Source organism: Arthrobacter sp. CAU 1506, assembly GCF_005047635.1.
GTDB lineage: Bacteria > Actinomycetota > Actinomycetes > Actinomycetales > Micrococcaceae > Crystallibacter.
Genome location: NZ_SUKC01000016.1, coordinates 69,430 through 88,874, shown reverse-complemented (window position 1 = coordinate 88,874; position 19,445 = coordinate 69,430). Strand labels below are relative to the sequence as shown.

The window sequence follows — 19,445 nt, the reverse complement described above, 5'->3', positions numbered from 1 at the left end:
GACAAGGAATTGCCATGACCACGAATTCAAGTTCCGGCAGTTACGACGAGGGAGTTCCCGTTTACCCGGCCGGCGGCGCTGCAGTCCCGCCGCCCACGACTCCGCCGACCGCCGGGCCAACCACCGGCCAGTCCAGAAGCGAGACGGCCAAGACCGAGGCCCGGGAAGTTGGACGCGAGGGGGTCGAGGCCGGCCAGCATGTGGCCGAGACGGCCAAGGACGAGGCAAAACAGGTGGCTCACGAGGCCAAGGAGAAGGCCCGGAACCTGATGTCCGAACTGGGCGACGACGTCTACGGCCAGGCCCACGCCCAGCAACAGCGCGTCGCCTCGGGGCTGCGGTCGATCGGTGAAGAGCTGAGCTCCATGGCCCGCAGCTCCGATCAGTCCGGCACGGCCACCCATCTGGTGAGCCGGGCCGCAGGCCGGGCCGACTCGGTGGCCAGCTGGTTGGAAAACCGCGATCCGGGCTCGCTGCTGGACGAGGTGAAGCGCTTCGCGCGCCAGCGTCCCGGTGCGTTCTTGGCCATCGCGGCCGGCGCCGGAGTGCTGGCCGGCCGGCTGACCAAGGGCCTGACCGCCGACAGCGGCGGATCGGGCACGGGAACCGGACAGCGGGTGGGCATGCACCGCGCCACCGCCGGACCGGTCTACGCCACGCCGGAAACGGCCGGCAGCTACGAGGCCCAGAGCGCAGCGGGCTTCGCGGCGCCGGGGGCGCAGACGGGCTCGGCCATCGGTGGTGCACCGGCACAGCCTGAGACAACCTACCCGGTCGGCGAACCGCCCGTCGGCGGTCGCAGGACCGCAATCCCGGACCGCAACCCCTATGACGACGGAGGGACACGATGAGTCATCAGCAGGTGCCCGGTCAGAGCCACGAGCGGGTGCCCGGCCAGGATTCCGCGGAGCCGACGCGGGCGGAAATCAAGGCCGAGAATGAGTCGCTCGGCGACCTGCTCAGCCAAGTCAGCAAGGACATCTCCGTGCTGATGCGGCAGGAGGTGGAACTGGCGAAGGCGGAGCTCAAGGAATCCGGCACACGTGCCGGCAAGGGAGCAGGCATGTTGGGCGGAGCCGGCGTGGCCGGCCATTTCGTCCTGTTGTTCCTCTCCTTGGCCCTGTGGACCTGGCTCGCCTACGCCATTGGCCTGGCCTGGTCCGGGCTGGTCATGGCAGTCATCTGGGCCATCATCGCCGCCATCCTTTACGCGATGGGCCGCAAACAGCTCAAGACCGTCCGGGGGATGCCCCGCACCACCGAGTCAGTGAAGAAGATTCCGGAAACATTGAAGCCAAGTGAGGAAGCACGATGAGCCAGTCACCAGAAGAGATCCGTGCCGATATCGAACGTACTCGGGCCCGGCTGGGCACCGACGTTGACGCGGTGGCGGAGAAAGCCTCGCCGTCGAACATCGTTCACCGGCAGACGGACAAGGTGAAAGATTCCGTGGGCCGGGTCAAGGACAAAGTCATGGGTGCGGCCGACGATGCCGGCAGCAGCACGAAGTCCATGATGCACGACGCCGGCGAGATGGCCAGCGACGTTCCGCACCAGATTGCCCGCAAGACGGAGGGCAACCCGCTGGCGGCAGGCCTGATCGCCTTCGGCGCAGGATGGTTGCTGTCCTCGTTGTTCCCTGCCAGCCGCGTGGAGCAGCAGGCAGCCGAAAGGGTCAAGGAAGAAGCCCAACCGGTGGTCCAGAAGGTCAAGGACGCCGCCCACGAGGTGGCCCAGGACATGAAGGAACCGGCCCGGGAGGCCGCCGAGGACCTGAAGTACTCGGCCCAGGACTCGATGGATAAGGTCAAGGCCGAAGGCACTTCCGCAGCCCAGGACGTCAAGGACCGGGCACAGGAGGCCCGCGGGAATGTGCAGGAGCCGCCGCGGCAGGTCTGATCCGCCTCGGATCGTGTCCCACCGCGCGGTCATCCGGCGCCGGGAGAGCCCGTTGAAGGCCCCGGCGCCGGATTCGTGTCAGGAGCGGTAGATCGAGATGGCGTTGGCGCCGACGACGTCCTTCTCGCCGCTGCGGATCTTGGCCCCGCGCCGTTGGTCGTCGACGTCTGCGGTGGTGTAGAGCAGTTCGAAGGGAATCTTTTCGCCGGGGCGCTTGCCAAAGTCCCGCAGGGATCGTGGAGCAGGCATCACGATCTTCTGCGGCTGGGAGCCGCCGTTGATGACCACCAGGCCGTCGATCACCCCTTGCGGCGAGCCCATCAGCAGCTGGACCATGCGGCAGTCCGGGTCGTTCCAGTCATCCGGCGTCATCGGTTCGCCGTCGGCATTGAACCAGAGCAGGTAGGAACTCTCCTCCCGTGCCGGATAGTTGTAGGGCTGGTGTGCCAGGAAGGAGCGGCGGATCCGCAGCAGCCGGCGGGTGACCTCAAACATGCGGTGTTCGCGCTCATCCAGTTGCCAGTCGGTCCAGGCCAAGGCGTTGTCCTGGCAGTACGCGTTGTTGTTCCCTTGCTGGCTGCGCCCAATTTCGTCACCGGCACAGATCATCGGCACGCCCAGCGACAGCAGCAAGGTGGCCATCAGGTTCCGCGCGGTCCGCTCGCGCGCGTCAAGGATCTGGCTGTCGCCGGTATGCCCTTCGACGCCGTGGTTGTAGCTGCGGTTGTCGTCGTGGCCGTCGCGGTTTTCCTCGCCGTTGGCCTCGTTGTGCTTGCGGTGATAGGACGTCAGGTCGGCCAAGGTGAAACCGTCATGGGCGGTGACGAAATTCAACGAAGCCAGCGCGGTCCGGCCGGAGCCGGCAAACAGTTCGGTGGAGCCGGCCAGGCAGCTCGCCAGCCTGGCCACCGTTCCGCCGCGTCCGCCCGACGCCGCGGCGGCTTGGTCCGCCAGCCAGAAATCCCGGACGGTGTCGCGGAACCGGTCGTTCCAGTCGGCCCAGCCCGGCGGGAAGTGGCCGGTCTGCCAGCCGCCGTCGCCCACGTCCCAGGGTTCGGAGATCAGTTTGGCTCCGGACAGGACCGAGTCCGCGCCGACGGCCACCAAGAACGGGTGGCGGGGATTGAACTGGTTGTGTCCATCCCTCCCCAGGGAAACGGCCAGGTCGAAGCGGAAGCCGTCGATGTGGAACTCTTCTACCCAGTAGCGCAGCGAGTCCAGGGCCAGTTGGATGACCCGGGGCTCGTTGAAGTTCATCGTGTTCCCGCAGCCCGTGGTGTCCAGGTAGTTCCCGTGGCCGTCGTGCCGGTAGTACACGTGGTCCGCCAGACCGCGGAAGGAATATGTGTCCTGGTCTTTCCCGCCCTCGGCGGTGTGGTTGTAGACCACGTCCAGGATCACTTCGATCCCGGCTGCGTGCAGCTTCTTCACCATTGCCCGGAACTCGTCCTGCACGGCCCTCGGTCCGGCGGCTTGGGCGGCCGCGGTGGCGTAGCCCGGCCAGAGCGCGAAGAAGCCCAGCGTGTTGTAGCCCCAGTAGTTGGCCAAACCGAGGTCCTGCAGGTGTGGCTCGTCCAAGTGGTAGTGCACCGGCAGCAGCTCCAGCGTGGTGATGCCCAGTTCCTGCAGGTAATCGACCATCACCGGATGTGCCAAGCCGGCATAGGTGCCGCGCAGCTCCTCGGGAATCTCCGGATGCAGCATGGTCTGGCCCTTGACGTGGCACTCGTAGACCACGGTGTCCCGCCACGGCACGTGCGGGCGCGCGTCGTTGCCCCAGTCAAAGCCGCCGGTGACGTACACCGAGCGCAGCACACCGCCGTCGTCGTCAATGGCACGCCCATAGGGATCCAGCAGCAGCTGCCCCGAGGCCGGGGCCGGCTCGCCGTGCGGCCAGAAGGCGTAGCGGCTGCCGGCCTCCAGCCCTTTGACCGTGCCATGGTGGACGCCGTCGGTGAAAGCATTCAACTCGGTGCGCTGCCAAACCCCCTGGCCGTCCTGGAAGTGGACGTCCACGGTGGCAAACCCGGGGGCGAAGACCGCTGCATTCACCGCGCCGGGGATCGGCGGCATGCCCGGGGCCGTCTCGCTGATCCCCAGCGGGAAGGCCCGCGAGAGCTGTGGCTGGCGCGCCGGCGGCCTGGCGGGAATGCTTTTGGCGTGACGAGCCACAGCGGTCCACCTGCTCCTAGCGGGCGCGCTGCCGCGAGATTTCGTACAGGCTGATGCCCACCGCCATGGAGGCGTTGAGCGATTCCATCGCCGAATCGATCGGGATGGAGACGATCTGGTCGCAGTTTTCGCGGACCAGCCGGGACAGGCCCTTGCCCTCGGAGCCGACCACCAGGCACACCGGCTCGGTGGCCAGGGACAGGTCTGGCAGCGAGACGTCGCCCTCGCCGTCCAGGCCCAGCACGAAGATGCCCAGCTGCTGGAAGGCCTTGAGCGTGTTGGTCAGGTTGTTCGCCTTGGCCACCGGCACGCGCACGGCGGCGCCCGCGCTGGTCTTCCAGGCGGAGGCGGTCATGCCCACGGAGCGGCGCTCGGGCACCACCACGCCGTGGCCGCTGAACGCGGACGCGGAACGGATGATGGCTCCGAGGTTGCGCGGGTCGGTGATGCCGTCCAGGGCCACGAACAGCGGGGCGTTGTTGATGTAGCCCTTCTTGAACTGGGCCATGGTTTCCTCGGCCAGCTCCAGCGCGTCCTGGTATTCGTAGGGCGGGATCTGCAGGGCCAGGCCCTGGTGGACGGCGTCGTCGGTCATCCGGTCCAGTTCCGGCTTGTGCGATTCGAGCACCGGGATGCCGCGCTCGGCGGCGATCTTCAGGGATTCCTTGACCCGGTCGTCCATTTCGATCCGGACCGCTACGTGCAGGGCCTTGGCGGGCACGCCGGCGCGCAGTGCTTCCACCACGGAATTCCGCCCGGTCACCATCTCGCCGGCGGACTTGCCGCGGCGGGCAGCGGGACCGCGCTGGCCGCCCTGGTGTTTGGCGGCCGAGCGTTCGGAGAGCTGCTTGGCGCGGTATGCCTTGTGGTACGGGCGGTCTTCGGCCTTCGGCGTCGGCCCCTTGCCTTCGAGCGCTTTGCGCCCGTGGCCGCCGGTTCCTGTGGTGGGTCCCTTCTTGGACTTGCGCACCGCTCCGGGGCGAGGTTTGTTGGCCATCGAAAACTACCTTTGGTGTTGGGGAAGGTAGGTTCCCGCTGGCGCACGCCGGCGGTGGCCGGCTAGCCCGACGGGAACCGTCTAGCTTAAAGGGTACCGCCAACCGTGCACGCTGCTGTTAGCTGAGGCTCCAGTTCACGCCCTCGGCCGAGTCCTCCACGACGATTCCGGCCTCGGCCAGCGTGTCGCGGATGGCGTCGGCGCGGGACCAGTCCTTGGCCGCGCGGGCCGTCCGGCGCTCCTCCAGCTGGGCGCGCACCAGCGTGTCCAGCGCCTGGTGCGCCGCGGTATCCGCGCCGCCGGAGTGCCAGTGCGGATCCAGCGGGTTGATGTGCAGCACGTCGGTCATCGCCATGACCTGGTGCAGCGCGCGGGTGGCCGCTTCCTTCTCCTTGGCGTCCAGTGCGGTGTTTCCGGCGCGCACCGTTTCGTGGACCGCGGCCAGCGCCTGCGGCACGTTGAGGTCGTCGTCCATCGCGGCGGCGAACGCGTCCGGCACGCGCTCGGTCACCATCAGGCCGAACTGTCCCTCGCCGTAGAGGAACTTCAGCGCACGCTGCATGAAGCCCTCGATCCGCTCTACCGCGGCGGCCGCTTCCACCAGCGAACCCGGGTTGTAGTCCAGCGCGGACCGGTACTGTGCCTGGCCCAGGTAGTAGCGGACCACCAGCGGCCGGGCATCCTGGAGCATTTGCGCCGGGGTGATGATGTTGCCGATCGACTTGGACATCTTCTCGCCCGCGAAGGTGACCATGCCGTTGTGCATCCAGAAGTTGGCGAAGCCGTGGCCTGCCGCGCGGGACTGCGCCACTTCGTTCTCGTGGTGCGGGAAGCGCAGGTCCAGCCCCCCGCCGTGGATGTCGAATTCGGTGCCCAGGTACTTGGTGACCATGGCCGAGCATTCCAGGTGCCAGCCCGGCCGGCCGGCGCCCCAGGGGCTGGTCCAGCTGGCGGTCTCCGGCTCCCCGTCCTTGTGCCCCTTCCAGAGCGCAAAGTCGCGCGGATCCTTCTTGCCGCGGGGTCCGGCGTCGGGTGCGGCCTGCATGTCCTCGATCCGCTGGTGCGTCAGCGATCCGTATTCGGGCCAGGAGCGCACGTCGAAGTAGACGTCCCCGGAATCGTCCAGCGCCGGGTAGGCGTGGCCCCGGTCGATCAGCTGCTGGATCAGCCGGTGCATCTCCGGGATGTGGCCGGTGGCGCGCGGTTCATAGGTGGGCCGTTCCACGCCCAGCGTGTCGTAGGCCTTGGCGAACTCCTGCTCATAGCGGTAGGCCAGCGCCCACCACGGCTCGTTCGGGACCGGGACCACCTCGGCGGCGTCCGGGCGGAAGGACTCGGCGGACTTATCCAGGATCTTGTCGTCAATGTCCGTCACGTTGCGCACCACCGTGACGCGATATCCGCTATAGCGCAGCCAGCGGGTGAGCTGGTCGAACGCGATGGCCGAGCGGATGTGGCCCACGTGCGGGTCGCCCTGGACCGTGGCCCCGCAGTAATAGAGCCCCACCTTGCCCGGTACCAGCGGGACGAAGTCGCGTACTTGCGCGGTGGCGGTGTCATAGAATCTCAGGCTCACCGCTCTAGCGTAGCCGTGCCCGCGCTGCCGGTGCGAACCATTGAGTCCTGTTGCGCACCGCTCCAGGCGGTAGGGGCGGCGGGCCGGGGACGGACCTCCGCCCCGTTCATCCACGGAGCGCACGAACCGCTCCCTTTGGACCGTTTGCTCCCGCTCGAGGGGGAGCAAACGATCGAACTGGAGCGTCGGCGTCGGGTCCCGCCTGCCGCTATGCGGGCCGCACTGTCCCGCACCCCACCGCCGCGCATGCGGGCCGCCCGGGCCGCCCCCGCCGCCTCTGCGGGCGTCTGGGCTGGGCTCCTTAGCGGACCGAAACAACGACAGCGGTGGCCACCGCCGCGATCCCCTCGCCCCGGCCGGTGAAGCCCAACCCGTCGCTGGTTGTGGCCGAGACGCTGACCGGTGCACCGGCGGCCTCGCTGAGCACCGCCTCGGATTCCGCCCGGCGAGGTCCGAACTTGGGCCGGTTGCAGACCAGTTGCACCGCAATGTTCCCGATCTCGAACCCTGCCTCGCGGACAATCCGGGCCGCTTCGGACAGCAACCGGACGCCCGAAGCGCCCGCGTACTCCGGCCGGTCGGTGCCGAAGTGCGTGCCCAGGTCGCCGACTCCGGCCGCGGAGAACAGCGCGTCGGCGGCGGCGTGCGCGGCAGCGTCGCCGTCGGAATGGCCGGCCAGGCCCTGCTCCCCCTCCCACAGCAGTCCGCCCAACCACAATGGCTGGGGGTCCGCCGCAGGGGCGAAGGCGTGCACGTCCACACCAATTCCGGTGCGCGGGATCGGATACGGGAATTGGGGCACAATCCAGCCTTCCATGATGTTCGGCTGGCGGGCGGCCAGCAGTGCTTCGGCCACGGCCAAATCCAGCTGCGTGGTGATCTTCAGGGCTCGCGCTGAGCCGGGCACCAGCATGACATCAATTCCGCGGCGTTCCATCAGCAGTGCCTCGTCGGTGATGCCATCGGCCTCTGCCGGCGCCAGGCCGGCCAGACTTTGGTGCGCTTGGACCAGCGCAGCGGCGTCGAATCCTTGCGGGGTCTGCACGGCCCGCAGTTGCACGCGGTCCACCGTGGCCGCCACTTTCTCCGGTGCGATGTCCGCCTCTGCTCCGGTGCTGGGCGTCGCAGTCTTGATGGTATCCACCAGTGCTACCGCAGGAACGACGGCGCGGGCTCCCGCAGCCAGTGCGTCCGCTACCCGTTGGAACACCTCGGGCGGGGTGAGTGCCCGGGCGGCATCATGCACCAGGACCCTGGTGGCTCCCTCCCCCAGCCCGCGCAGTGCCGCGGCGACGGAGGCTGCCCGGGAGGCACCGCCGTCGACGGTTGAAATGTCCACTTCCGGGTGCTGCGCCGCGAAGCCGGCACAGACCTGGCGCAGCGCTGTATCCCCGGCGGGCACGGCCACGCAGATCCGGGCGGCCACGCCTGATTCCACGACACCACGGAGGGCATGCGCCAAGATCGTTTCACCGGCCAGCGGGACCTGGGCCTTGGGCAGCCCGTAGCCCAACCGGGTGCCGGAGCCTGCCGCCACCACGATCACGCCCACCGATGCCTGTGCTGTGCTCATCCCACTAGCCTAATCCGGCCGCCCGGCTTGTCTGCCGGCATGCAAAAGCGGCCGGCATCCCGTTCAGGATGCCGGCCGCTTGGAGCACAATCAGGAGGCGAGGACCTCGTCGAGGACTTCCGCTGCCTTGTCTTCGTCGGTCTTCTCAGCCAGGGCGAGTTCGGAAACCAGGATCTGGCGCGCCTTAGCCAGCATCCGCTTCTCGCCCGCGGAGAGGCCGCGGTCATGGTCCCGGCGCCACAGGTCGCGGACAACTTCCGCTACCTTGATGACGTCGCCGGAGGCCAGCTTTTCCAGGTTCGCCTTGTAGCGGCGGGACCAGTTCGTCGGCTCTTCGGTGAACTCGGCACGGAGCACATCGAACACATGCTCGAGGCCTTCCTTGCCCACTACATCGCGGACCCCGACCAGATCCACATTCTCCGCCGGAACTTCAATCGTCAGATCGCCCTGGGCAACCCGGAGCTTGAGATACATCTTCTCTTCACCTTTGATGGTGCGCATTTTGATCTCTTCGATCTTTGCAGCACCGTGGTGAGGGTAAACAACCGTCTCGCCGACCTCAAATACCATCTGTAGTATCCCCTTTCCCGACCACCAGTTTACCATGGATGATTCAGCCACTTCCGCGAGTTTGCAGGGATAACAGCCCGTCCCGGGGCTAAAATGCGGCCCCTGACCCCCTTGACGGATCACCGATTTGATGCATTCGGGGGGATTCTTACAAACCCCGAATCCTACTTTTCACCGGTTTGCCGATAGGCTAGGCGAGGCAAGCTGCCTAGATCTGCAGCACCGCACCTGATTGATACTGAGGAGTTTCTGCCGTGAAGATTGCGCCGAAGAACCGTGTGCAGCGCACCCTTGTAGCAGGCGCCGCCGCGCTCACCCTGCTCGCATCGACCGGATGCGGCGCAATCAACGAACAGGCCACCACCAAGTCCTACTCCGCCAGCGACGGCATTGTGGCAAACGTTGGCCCGATCGGCCTGCGCAACGTGATGGTTGTTGCCGAGAACGCAGACTCTGCCGGCCGCATCCTCGGCACCGTGGTGAACAGCTCCGACTCCCCTGTGCAGTTGAGCATGACGGGCTCCGGCAGCACCGCCACCGTCACCGTTCCGGCCGACGGGCAGATCAACTTCGAGGACGAGAAGAACAAGACCACGGTGGACCGCCCGGGTGCAGCGCCCGGGGCCCTGGCCAACGTCACCGTCCGCGTGAACAACGAATCCGCCGAAGTCAAGATCCCGGTCCTGGACGGCACGCTGCCGGAATACAGCAGCTTCCTCCCCACCCCGGCACCGACCGAGAGCGCTGCCCCGGAGGAATCCCCTGCGCCGACGACCGAGGCGACCGACGAGGCCGGGGCCTGATCCCACATACCTAGCTCAAAGGCCGGGCCGCTTCCCTTTCAGGAAGCGGCCCGGCCTTTTTGCGTCGTGCCAGCGGCGCGGGGGCTTACGGTTCGAACTTGTAACCCAGACCGCGCACAGTGACCAAGTAGCGCGGTGCAGACGGATCGGGCTCGATCTTGCTGCGGAGCCGCTTGACGTGCACATCCAGCGTTTTGGTGTCACCCACGTAGTCGGAGCCCCAGACCCGGTCAATCAGCTGTCCCCGGGTCAGGACCCGGCCCGAGTTGCGCAGCAGCATCTCCAGCAGTTCGAATTCCTTCAGCGGCAGCGATACCGGCTCGCCGTCGACGCTGACTACGTGCCGTTCCACATCCATCCGCACCGGGCCGGAGGAAACGGTGTTCGGCACCAATTCCTCCGGTTCGCCCTGGCGGCGCAGTACCGCACGCACCCGGGCCACCAGCTCGCGTGAGGAATAGGGCTTGGTGACGTAGTCATCGGCACCCAATTCAAGCCCCACGACCTTGTCGATCTCCGAGTCCTTGGCGGTGAGCATGATGACCGGGACCGAGGAACGCTGCCGCAGCTGCCGGCAAACTTCCGTACCGGACTGTCCCGGCAGCATCAGGTCCAAGAGGACCAAATCCGCGCCGGCCCGGTCAAATGCCACGATGGCTTCCAGACCGTTGTCCACCACCTCGACTTCGAAGCCTTCTTTACCCAACAAATAACTCAACGGATCGCTCAGCGATTCTTCATCTTCGACGACCAGAATGCGGGTCAAGCACCGACTCCTTGTTCATGCGCCACACCGGCGCCCTGCGTACGCGGCTCCACGGATTCAGTGGCGCCGCCGTCTTCCTGCTCCATTTCCGGCAGCCGTACGGTGAAGGTGGAACCCTGACCGGGCTGCGACCACACCGATACTTCCCCGCCGTGCTGGGAGATGACGTGTTTAACAATGCTCAGGCCCAGACCTGTTCCGCCGGTCTGCCGCGAGCGGGCGTCGTCGAGCCGATAGAAGCGCTCGAAGATCCGGTCCTGCTGGTCGGGGGTGATGCCCGGGCCCTGGTCTGTCACCGAGACGGTCGCCAAGCCTTCACGCACCCGCAGCCCCACGCCCACCTTGCTGCGCTCGGGCGCGTACCGGATCGCGTTGTCGATCAGGTTCCGCAGCGCCGTGGTCAGCAGTTCGGCATCGCCGAAGACCGGAACACCGATGGTTCCGCCGACGGACAGTTCAATGTGCCGGCTTTCCGCCGTGAGCTTGTTGCGGTCCACGGCTTCGGCGACCACTGCGTTCAGGTCCACCTCGGTGCCGCCCTGCACCACGTCCGCGCCCTGCAAACGGCTCAGCTCGATGATGTCCTGCACCAGCGCGCCCAGCCGGCGGGCCTCTTTGTGCATGCGGCCTGCGAAGCGCCGGACGGCTTCGGCATCGTCCGCGGCGTCGTCAATCGCTTCGGCCAGCAGCGAGATCGCCCCGACCGGAGTCTTGAGCTCGTGCGAGACGTTGGCGACGAAGTCGTTGCGCATGGCCTCGGTCCGTGTAATTTCGGTCCGGTCATCGGCCAGCAGCAGGATGTACTCCTCGCCGATCGGCGCCACCCGCACCTGCACCACAATGGTGCCCTGGCCCAGCGGACCGCGCGGCAGTTCCAGCTGGCGCTCTTCGATCACGCCGTCGCGGCGCACCCTGGCGGTCAGCTCCTGGAGTTCGGAGTGCACCATCGTGTGGCCGCGGACCAGCCCGAAGGCGTAGGCGGCCGGGCTGGCGCGCACCACGCCGTCGATTGCGTCCACCACCACGTAGGCGCGGCCGACGACGGAAAGCACCTCGGCGGCTCCGTCCGGCAACGTCGGCTCGGCAACTTCCTGCAGCCGTCGCCGCTGCCGGTCGCTCAGGCCGAACGCGAGCACACCGAAGCTGCCCAGCGCCAAACCTACGAGTCCAGCCAACAGGCCGATAGTCAGTGGATCCACGCTTCTAGCTTAGGCGCAGCCTGCCACGGCATCAGGCCGATCCAGTAGTAATCGCCAGTCCGTTCAACTAACGTTCACCTGAGGCGACGTAATAGTTAACCACCGCCTGACAGGGTGTGATGCGAATGGGATGCTAGGTCCCGTATGCTCACGAACACAAGCGAAAGGACGCCAGTGCGCAAGGTTTTCCAGGCCGAGCTCCATCAAGTCGGAGAACAGCTGGTAGAAATTTCCCGGCTCGTCACCGAGGCAATGCAAAAGGCAACCACTGCGCTCGACACCGCAGACATCGAGTTGGCCCAGGAAGTCATTGCCGCCGACGCACGGATTGACTTCCTCCAGACGGATCTGGACGAGCGCTCCATCGACATCCTGGCGCTGCAAGGGCCGGTAGCCTCCGACCTGCGCATGATTGTGGGCGCGCTGCGGATGAGCGCCTCGCTGGAGCGGATGGGCGACCTCGCCCGGCACATCGCCCAGCTGGTGCGCCTGCGCTATCCGGACACCGTCATCCCCGAACCGATGCGCGAGACGTTCCGGGAGTTCGCCGAGAAGGACATCGCCATCTCGGAGAAGCTGACCGAGCTCCTCGAGACCCGCGACCTGGAACTTGCCACGCAGATTGATGTGAGCAACTCCCGCGTCAACGAACTGCACGCCGGCGTCTTCAAGGCCATCGCCGATCCGGCATGGGACTCCGCCGGACCCACCACGGTGGACGTTTCGCTGGCCAGCCGCTACTTCGAGCGCTTTGCCGACCACGGTGTTTCCGTGTCCCGCAAGGTGACCTACCTGGTGACCGGCGAGTGGCGCCCCAACGCCCAATCGATCTAAGGCCAGACGCTTAAACCGGAAGGCCGGCTCCCCGCGGGGAGCCGGCCTTCCGGTTTTAGCCAGTGGTTACTTTTTGCCCTGGTTGGCCACGGCCTGGATAGCTTCGGCCGCGGCGTCGGCGTCCAGGTAGGTGCCGCCTGGGGTGACCGGCTTCAGGTTCTCGTCCAGTTCGTACACCAGCGGGATGCCGGTGGGGATGTTCAGCCCGGCGATGTCGTCGTCGCTGATGCCGTCCAGGTGCTTGACCAGCGCGCGCAGCGAGTTGCCGTGTGCGGCCACCAACACGGTCTTGCCCGCGGTGAGATCCGTGGAGATGTCCGACTCCCAGTACGGCAGGAACCGCTCCAGCACATCCTTGAGGCATTCGGTCCGCGGAACATTGTTGCCCAGGTCCGCGTAGCGCGGGTCGTTGACCTGCGACCATTCGCTGGCGTCGTCCAGGGCGGGCGGCGGAGTGTCGTAGGAGCGACGCCACATCATGAACTGGTCCTCGCCGAATTCGTCGCGGATCTGCGCCTTGTCCTTGCCCTGCAGGGCACCGTAGTGGCGCTCGTTCAGCCGCCAGCTGCGCTTGACGTCGATCCAGCTGCGGTCGGCGGCCTCCAGCGCAATGTTGGCGGTGACGATGGCACGCTTCAGCCGGGAGGTGTACAGGACGTCCGGCAGCAGGTTGTTTTCGACCAGCAGCTCGCCGCCGCGGTGCGCTTCCTTGCGTCCCAGGTCGGTCAGCGGGACGTCGACCCAGCCGGTAAAGAGGTTCTTTTCGTTCCAGTCGCTCTGCCCGTGGCGCAACAGGACCAGCGTGTGTTTCGAGGTGGCAGTCATGGCTGCAATCCTAGCGGAGTGCCGGCCGGCACCCGTGGCTTCCGGCGGGACGTTACGCTGACGGACGGCCCGGGACACGGAAGAAATTACCTGCGTGAGCTTCGGCACAATCGGTACCGCAGCGGCCTGCGGCGGACCGCCGTTCCCTTATTCTTTTTTCTCGTGCCCCAGACCACCACGACCGCCACTCGGCCGGCCCGCCGACCCATCGGAACCGTCACCCGGGGCACCACGAACCCCAACCGGCTGCGGCGAATGGACCGCTGGCTCGCCGGCCCCGAAGCTTCCCGGCTGCGCCGGGCCGCGGATCCGCTGGTTATCGATCTGGGCTATGGCGCCGCGCCGACCACCGCCGTCGAACTCCACCACCGCCTCTGCCGGGTGCGCGCGGACGTTGAAGTGATCGGTATTGAAATCGAACCGGCACGCGTCGCCGTCGCCAAGCCGCTGGAGCGCCCGGGCCTGAGCTTTCGCCAGGGCGGGTTCGAAATCCCGGTTTCCGGCCGGCGACCTGCGGTGGTCCGCGCCTTCAACGTGCTGCGGCAGTACCCCGAAGCCGAATTCGGCGCAGCGTGGGCCACCGTCTGCGGCCGGCTGGCGCCCGGCGGGCTGTTCATTGACGGCACGTGTGACGAAATCGGACGCCGGGCCACCTGGATTGCGGTGGCCCCGGAAGGGCCGCTCTCGCTGAGCATCTCGCTGCGCTTCGGCGCGTTCGCGCGGCCGTCCGAGGTGGCCGAGCGGCTGCCCAAGGCGCTCATCCACCACAACATTCCCGGCGAGCCGGTGCACCGCTATCTTCAGGCGCTGGACCGAGCCTGGGCGGACGCGGCGCCGCTGGCCCCGTTCGGTTACCGGCAGCGCTGGCTGGCCATGTGCAAGTCAATGCACGACGCCGGATGGCCGGTTTTGGATGGCCCCTCGCGCTGGCGACTGGGCGAGATCACCGTCGCTTGGAAAGCCGTCGCTCCCTCATCGTGAGAGGCACGCCGTCAGGCTGACGGCGGTTGCGGCAACGGGCGTCTTGCGGCATTTACCAGGGGTAGGCCGACCCGCCGCCCTTGACCTCGATCAGGGCAGGCTTGACGTCTGCCAAGTAGACGCCGGCAGCAGCGGCGGCAGCCAGCTGGAAGATCATCCACGTTCCCAAGCCGCCGGCGCCCAAAGCGGACAAGGCGCCCACGGCCGTGGCGGCTACCAGCACGCCCACCCAGAAGCCCTTGGTCTTCTTGAACGCGGCCTGAAAATAGTCGGCCTTGCGGCCCACACAGTCCGCCAGCGCCCACAGTTCAATCACCAGGGCGATCAGCCCCAGGGCCATGTAAAGCCAGTACTGGATGTCGTAGGCAAGTTGCACGCCTTAAGACTAACCGGTGGCGGTATGTTTCGGCAGTCTCACACGTCGGCCGCGATAAGCGCCTGGTCCAGGTCCGCCCACAGGTCGGCCGGGTTCTCGATTCCCACCGACAGCCGCAGTAGGTTCTCCGGCACGCTGTCCGGCTCGTTGACATGCCGTCGACGCCGCTCGATCAACGACTCCACCCCGCCCAGCGAGGTTGCCGGCAGCCACAACCGCAGCGCGTCGATGACCTTGTCCGCGGCGGCGCCACCGCCCTTCACCTGGATGGCGATGATGGAGCCGAAGCCGTCCATCTGGGCGGCGGCGCGGGCATGCCCCGGGTCGTCGGGCAGGCCCGGATAACGCACGGCCTCCACCGCGGGGTGCTGCTGCAATTTGCGGGCCAGCTCGCCGGCGGTGGCCTGGGAACGCTCGATCCGCAGCGCCATGGTCCGCACGCCGCGCAGCGCCAGCCAGGTTTCGAACGGTCCGGCGATGGCACCGTGCAGCGACCGGTGCACCAGCAGCTTGGAGCGCAGCTCTTCGCTGGACGTCACGACGGCGCCCAGCACCACGTCCGAATGGCCGGCCAGATATTTGGTCACCGAATGGACCACGACGTCGACCCCTGCCGCCAGCGGACGCTGCCCGAGCGGCGTGGAGAAGGTATTGTCCGCGACCACGAGGGCGCCCGCTTGGTGGGCGGCGCTGGCAAGCGCCTCCACTTCAGCGATTTCGAGCATCGGGTTGGTCGGGCTTTCCAGCCACAGCATGTCGGCGCCGCCCAGCTGCGCACGCACGGCATCGGTGTCCGCAATGTCCACCGTGCGCAACTGCAGCTCGCCCCGCTGGGCCAATTGTTCGGCCATGGCCAGGCTGCCCTGGTAGCTGTGCCGTGGCATCACCAAGACGCCGCCGGACGGGATCAGCGACAGCGCGGCCGAGACGGCGGCAAGGCCCGACGCGAAGACGAGGCCGGGCAGCGCGGCGCCTTCCAACTCGGCCAGGGTCTCCTCGAACGGGTCCCAGGTGGGGTTGGAGTAGCGTCCGTACGCGCGGTCCCCCTGGACCACTTCACCACGGCCGAAGAAGGTGGAGGACAACACCACCGGCGGATTGACCGGAGCATCGTGGTCGCGCGGCGGCCGTCCGGCAGACACCACCACGGTGTCCGGCGCAAGATGCTCGGCATGCTGAAGGTCGCGGGAGGAGGCGTCGGTCATGACAGCAGAGTAGTACCGGCCACCATGCACACGTTAACTGTGACCGTCCCGCGCCTCGGCGATTCCGGCTAGGCTAATCAGGTGAGTTCCGACCGCCTGCCCGCCAACGCCAGCGGCCTCTTCATCGCATTCGAAGGCGGGGACGGGGCCGGAAAATCGACCCAAGCCACCGCCGTCGAACATCATCTGCGGGCCATGGGCCGCACGGTGCTCCGGACCCGGGAGCCTGGCGGCACGCCCGTTGGTGAAAAACTGCGTGCCCTGGTGCTGGAACATGGCCATGGCGAGATCGATGCCCGCACCGAAGCGCTGATCTTTTCCGCCTCCCGCGCCGCCCATGTGGAACAAGTCATCCGGCCTGCGCTGGCGCGCGGCGAGGTGGTGCTGTGCGACCGGTTCATCGACTCCTCGGTGGCCTACCAGGGTGCCGGCCGCGGACTGGGCCTCGCCGAAGTCCGGGAACTGAACCTGTGGGCCACGCAGCGGCTGCTGCCGGACCTGACCGTCCTGCTGGACGTCGCCCCGCAGCAGGGCCGCGACCGCCGTACCGCCGGTGACGCTGCCGAAGACCGGCTGGAGTCCGAACCGGACGACTTCCATTCGCGGATCCGCAGGGCGTTCCTGGAGCTGGCCGAAGCGGCCCCGGAGAAATACCTGGTCCTTGACGCAAGCGCCCCACGGGAAGAACTCACCGCCGCCATCATGGACCGGGTCCGGGAGCTGACACCATGAGCGTCTGGTCCGATTTGCCCGGCCAGAGCGCGGTGATCGAACAGCTCAGCCGCGCGGCCGCCGCCGAACGGCCGGCGCACGCCTGGCTGTTTACCGGCCCTCCCGGCTCCGGCCGCAGCAATGCCGCCAAGTCCTTCGCCGCCGCGCTGCTGTGCGAACAGCAGGATCCGGCCGAACGCGGCTGCGCAACCTGCCACGCGTGCCGCACCGTGTTGGCCGGCTCCAACGCCGACGCCACCGTGGTGGCCACCGAGAACGTGACCTTCTCCATTCAGGAGATGCGCGACCTGGTCGGCAAGGCACAGGACAAGCCGTCGTCGGGCCGCTGGCGGGTCATCATCATCGAGGACGCGGATCGTATGACCGAACGCACCACCAACGTGCTGCTCAAGGCCATCGAGGAACCGCCGCCGCGGACCATCTGGATCCTCTGCACGCCCAGCCCGGCGGACGTCCTGGTCACCATCCGCTCGCGCTGCCGTCCGGTCAGCCTGCGCATTCCGCCGGCCGACGACGTGGCGGCACTGCTGGTCCGCCGGGACGGCGCCGATCCCGAATTGGCCGGCTTCGCCGCCCGGGTCTCGCAAAGCCACATCGGCGTGGCCCGGCGTCTGGCCTCCGACGCGGACGCCCGGCACCGGCGCGACACGATTGTCCGGCTGCCGCTGCGGCTACGTGGCGTGGCCGATGCCGTCACCGCCGCCGGCGAGCTGGTGGACATTTCCAACGCCGACGCCGCGGCCGCTTCCGAGCAGCGCAACGAAGCCGAACGCGAAGCGTTGCTGATCGCGCTGGGTGCACCGGAAAAGGGCGCCATGCCGCCGGCTATCCGCAGCCAGCTCAAGCGGCTGGAAGAAGACCAGAAGCGCCGTGCCAAGCGCAGCCTGAGCGACTCGCTGGACCGGGTGCTGATCGACCTGAGCACCTTCTTCCGCGATGTGCTCACGGTGCAGCTGGGGACCGGCACCGAACTGGTGAACGAATACCTGCGCCAGGACCTCACCAGCTATGCGGAACGATCCACCCCCGAACAGACGTTGGGCAGAATGGATGCCATCGCCCAGGCCCGGCAGCGCCTGGGCACCAACGTTGCCCCCGTCCTCGCCATGGAAGCCATGGCCGTCAGCCTGCTCTGAGTCTCCACTCGGAGTTCGCCCGCAGCACTAACCAGGAGCCGCCCGCATGCCCAGCACCAGCCACAGGCACCCCGCAACAAAGCTGCGCCATTCCGCCGCGGCGGTGCTGGCCGCCGTCGTCCTTCTGCTGGGCACGGGCTGTTCGGTCATCGCGCCCGAACAGCCGCGTGAGCCGGCCGACCCGGCCAAGGTGACCAACGGTGTAGCCGAAGAGCTGATGCCGTTCTACACCCAGGACGTCGATTGGAAGCCGTGTGAGAACGGCCTGGAGTGCGCCGAGATCGAGGTGCCGCTGGACTACGCGGATGTTGGCGGCGACAAAATCAAGATCGCGGCGATCCGCAGCGACGCCGGCGGCTCGGCCCAGGGGTCCATCCTGGTCAACCCGGGCGGTCCCGGAGCCTCCGGCTACGACCTGCTGCGGGACGGCCTGCAGACGATGTTCTCCGAGCGGCTCCGCAGCGAATACGACCTGGTGGGCTTCGACCCGCGCGGCGTACAGCGCTCCGCGCCGGTGACCTGCCAGACCGACGCCGAACGGGACGAGGCCCGGCAGACGGATTACAACCGCGATTCGGACGCGGACATCGAGCGGGCCATCGACGACGCCGCCAAGCTCGCGGCCCAGTGCGCCGAGAAAACCGGACCGGTGCTGGGTCATGTGGATACGGTCAGTGCCGCCAAGGACATGGACATCCTCCGCGCAGTGGTCGGCGATGAAAAGCTCAATTACCTCGGTTTCTCCTACGGCACCTTCCTGGGGGCCACCTATGCCGGGCTCTTCCCGGAACGGACGGGACGGATGGTGCTCGACGGCGCGCTGGATCCCGCGCTGAGCAACGAGCAGGTCACGCTGGGCCAGGCAGCCGCTTTCGAGGACGCCATCCACGCCTACGCGGCGTACTGCCTGGACAACGACGGCTGCCCGATGAGTGGCAGCGTGGACAACGCCGTTGAGCAATTGCGGGATCTGATCCGCTCCGTTGAAGAGAGCCCGCTCACCGCGCCCGACGGACGCCTGGTGCCCGTCGGCACCTTCGTCTCCGGCCTGCTGGTCCCGCTGTACGACGACGCTAGCTGGCCGGTCCTGACCCAGGCCCTGACCACCGCGTTCCGGGGCGACCCCAGCAGCATGCTGTTGCTGGCTGACGCCGGCGCCGGTCGCGATCAGGACGGCCACTACACCAACAACACCACGGACGCGTTCACCGCGATCAACTGCCTGGACTACCCGATGGTGAGCGATCTGGCCGGCATGCGCCAGGACGCCAAGGAACTGGAGCAGGCCTCCCCCACCATTGGCCGTTACCTGGCCTTCGGCGGGGCGAACTGCAGGGACTGGCCGTACGAACCAACGGGTGAACGCGCCCCGATCCATGCCGAGGGCGCCGCCCCCATCCTGGTGGTCGGTACCACCGGGGATCCGGCCACTCCCTATGAGTGGGCCGAATCCATGGCCGCGGAGCTGCAGTCAGCCACGCTGCTGACCTACGAGGGCGAGGGACACACGGCGTACGGGCGCGGGAACACCTGCATCCGCGACGCTGTGGACAGCTACTTCGCCGACGGCACCATGCCTGCCGAAGGCAAGGTCTGTTCCTAGGCCACCGCGGGCCGGTCCGTTTTGACCGGCCCGCCACGGCTCCCATATAGTTGTTCTTCGTGGATTCAGCCCGGCAACGGTGCGGCGTCCCGCCTCCTTAGCTCAGTCGGTAGAGCGTTTCACTCGTAATGAAAAGGTCGCCAGTTCGATTCTGGCAGGGGGCTCCCATCGAAAACCCCGTCACATCACCGATGT

The 19,445-nt window shown here is 67.4% G+C and carries 19 protein-coding genes and 1 tRNA gene; 10 read left to right on the top strand and 10 right to left on the bottom strand.

Annotation, left to right across the window (positions count from 1 at the left end; genetic code table 11):
• Positions 1–14: 14 nt before the first annotated feature.
• Genes E4J89_RS16200 through E4J89_RS16190 form a run of 3 tightly spaced genes read left to right on the top strand, consistent with a single transcriptional unit; the run spans position 15 to position 1,899 of the window.
• On the top strand, positions 15–851 hold the full coding sequence (locus tag E4J89_RS16200; RefSeq protein ID WP_136787246.1) for a hypothetical protein: 837 nt from the start codon (positions 15–17) through the stop codon (positions 849–851).
• Entirely contained in the window at positions 848–1,315 is a 468-nt protein-coding gene (locus tag E4J89_RS16195) for a phage holin family protein (RefSeq protein ID WP_136787245.1), read from the top strand. Before E4J89_RS16200 ends, E4J89_RS16195 begins: the two co-directional genes overlap by 4 nt.
• Positions 1,312–1,899, top strand: coding sequence for a DUF3618 domain-containing protein (locus E4J89_RS16190; protein WP_136787244.1), 588 nt, complete (start codon positions 1,312–1,314; stop codon positions 1,897–1,899). Before E4J89_RS16195 ends, E4J89_RS16190 begins: the two co-directional genes overlap by 4 nt.
• Before the next feature lie 78 nt (positions 1,900–1,977).
• Here E4J89_RS16190 and glgX read toward each other — a convergent pair whose 3' ends face one another.
• The 5 genes from glgX to E4J89_RS16165 all read right to left on the bottom strand — a co-directional run bounded on the left by glgX (position 1,978) and on the right by E4J89_RS16165 (position 8,790).
• Positions 1,978–3,972, bottom strand: a complete 1,995-nt coding sequence (glgX, locus tag E4J89_RS16185) for a glycogen debranching protein GlgX (protein ID WP_136787260.1) — start codon at positions 3,970–3,972, stop codon at positions 1,978–1,980.
• 115 nt (positions 3,973–4,087) lie between these two features.
• Complete coding sequence (rlmB, locus tag E4J89_RS16180) at positions 4,088–5,068, bottom strand: 23S rRNA (guanosine(2251)-2'-O)-methyltransferase RlmB (protein ID WP_136787243.1); 981 nt, start codon at positions 5,066–5,068, stop codon at positions 4,088–4,090.
• 118 nt (positions 5,069–5,186) lie between these two features.
• Positions 5,187–6,644 (bottom strand): cysteine--tRNA ligase, encoded by a 1,458-nt coding sequence (gene cysS, locus E4J89_RS16175; RefSeq protein ID WP_136787242.1) that lies wholly within the window; start codon positions 6,642–6,644, stop codon positions 5,187–5,189.
• A 301-nt stretch (positions 6,645–6,945) separates the two neighbouring features.
• The gene (ispD, locus tag E4J89_RS16170; RefSeq protein WP_136787241.1) at positions 6,946–8,217 is read right to left on the bottom strand and encodes a 2-C-methyl-D-erythritol 4-phosphate cytidylyltransferase; all 1,272 of its coding nucleotides are present in this window, start codon (positions 8,215–8,217) and stop codon (positions 6,946–6,948) included.
• A gap of 90 nt (positions 8,218–8,307) precedes the next feature.
• The gene (locus E4J89_RS16165) at positions 8,308–8,790 is read right to left on the bottom strand and encodes a CarD family transcriptional regulator (RefSeq protein ID WP_127513280.1); all 483 of its coding nucleotides are present in this window, start codon (positions 8,788–8,790) and stop codon (positions 8,308–8,310) included.
• A gap of 254 nt (positions 8,791–9,044) precedes the next feature.
• On the opposite strand from E4J89_RS16165, the gene E4J89_RS16160 reads away from it, so the two are divergent.
• Entirely contained in the window at positions 9,045–9,593 is a 549-nt protein-coding gene (locus E4J89_RS16160) for a hypothetical protein (protein WP_136787240.1), read from the top strand.
• A gap of 85 nt (positions 9,594–9,678) precedes the next feature.
• Here E4J89_RS16160 and E4J89_RS16155 read toward each other — a convergent pair whose 3' ends face one another.
• A complete protein-coding gene (locus tag E4J89_RS16155; RefSeq protein ID WP_136787239.1) occupies positions 9,679–10,359 on the bottom strand; it encodes a response regulator transcription factor in 681 nt (226 codons plus the stop codon).
• Positions 10,356–11,558, bottom strand: coding sequence for an ATP-binding protein (locus tag E4J89_RS16150; protein ID WP_240691935.1), 1,203 nt, complete (start codon positions 11,556–11,558; stop codon positions 10,356–10,358). Before E4J89_RS16150 ends, E4J89_RS16155 begins: the two co-directional genes overlap by 4 nt.
• A gap of 174 nt (positions 11,559–11,732) precedes the next feature.
• Between E4J89_RS16150 and phoU the strand changes: the two genes are divergently transcribed.
• Positions 11,733–12,392 carry a phosphate signaling complex protein PhoU gene (phoU, locus tag E4J89_RS16145; RefSeq protein WP_136787238.1) on the top strand — a complete coding sequence of 220 codons (660 nt, stop codon included), beginning with the start codon at positions 11,733–11,735 and terminating at the stop codon, positions 12,390–12,392.
• 66 nt (positions 12,393–12,458) lie between these two features.
• On the opposite strand, the gene E4J89_RS16140 is transcribed toward phoU, so the two are convergent.
• Entirely contained in the window at positions 12,459–13,217 is a 759-nt protein-coding gene (locus E4J89_RS16140) for a phosphoglyceromutase (RefSeq protein WP_136787237.1), read from the bottom strand.
• A gap of 255 nt (positions 13,218–13,472) precedes the next feature.
• On the opposite strand from E4J89_RS16140, the gene E4J89_RS16135 reads away from it, so the two are divergent.
• Positions 13,473–14,198, top strand: a complete 726-nt coding sequence (locus E4J89_RS16135; RefSeq protein ID WP_240691936.1) for a class I SAM-dependent methyltransferase — start codon at positions 13,473–13,475, stop codon at positions 14,196–14,198.
• Between the two features lie 52 nt (positions 14,199–14,250).
• On the opposite strand, the gene E4J89_RS16130 is transcribed toward E4J89_RS16135, so the two are convergent.
• Both E4J89_RS16130 and E4J89_RS16125 read right to left on the bottom strand, forming a co-directional pair.
• Positions 14,251–14,574 (bottom strand): DUF2516 family protein, encoded by a 324-nt coding sequence (locus tag E4J89_RS16130; RefSeq protein WP_136787235.1) that lies wholly within the window; start codon positions 14,572–14,574, stop codon positions 14,251–14,253.
• Positions 14,575–14,612: 38 nt separating this feature from the next.
• Positions 14,613–15,779, bottom strand: a complete 1,167-nt coding sequence (locus E4J89_RS16125; RefSeq protein WP_136787234.1) for an aminotransferase class I/II-fold pyridoxal phosphate-dependent enzyme — start codon at positions 15,777–15,779, stop codon at positions 14,613–14,615.
• Positions 15,780–15,875: 96 nt separating this feature from the next.
• Here E4J89_RS16125 and tmk point away from each other — a divergent pair, with 96 nt between their 5' ends.
• From tmk to E4J89_RS16105, 4 genes are all read left to right on the top strand, one after another.
• Positions 15,876–16,511 carry a dTMP kinase gene (gene tmk, locus E4J89_RS16120; protein ID WP_136787258.1) on the top strand — a complete coding sequence of 212 codons (636 nt, stop codon included), beginning with the start codon at positions 15,876–15,878 and terminating at the stop codon, positions 16,509–16,511.
• Positions 16,508–17,647 carry a DNA polymerase III subunit delta' gene (locus tag E4J89_RS16115; protein WP_136787233.1) on the top strand — a complete coding sequence of 380 codons (1,140 nt, stop codon included), beginning with the start codon at positions 16,508–16,510 and terminating at the stop codon, positions 17,645–17,647. Before tmk ends, E4J89_RS16115 begins: the two co-directional genes overlap by 4 nt.
• A gap of 46 nt (positions 17,648–17,693) precedes the next feature.
• Positions 17,694–19,250 carry an alpha/beta hydrolase gene (locus tag E4J89_RS16110; protein ID WP_136787232.1) on the top strand — a complete coding sequence of 519 codons (1,557 nt, stop codon included), beginning with the start codon at positions 17,694–17,696 and terminating at the stop codon, positions 19,248–19,250.
• Between the two features lie 91 nt (positions 19,251–19,341).
• Positions 19,342–19,414 (top strand) — tRNA-Thr (locus E4J89_RS16105).
• The last annotated feature ends 31 nt before the right edge of the window (positions 19,415–19,445 follow it).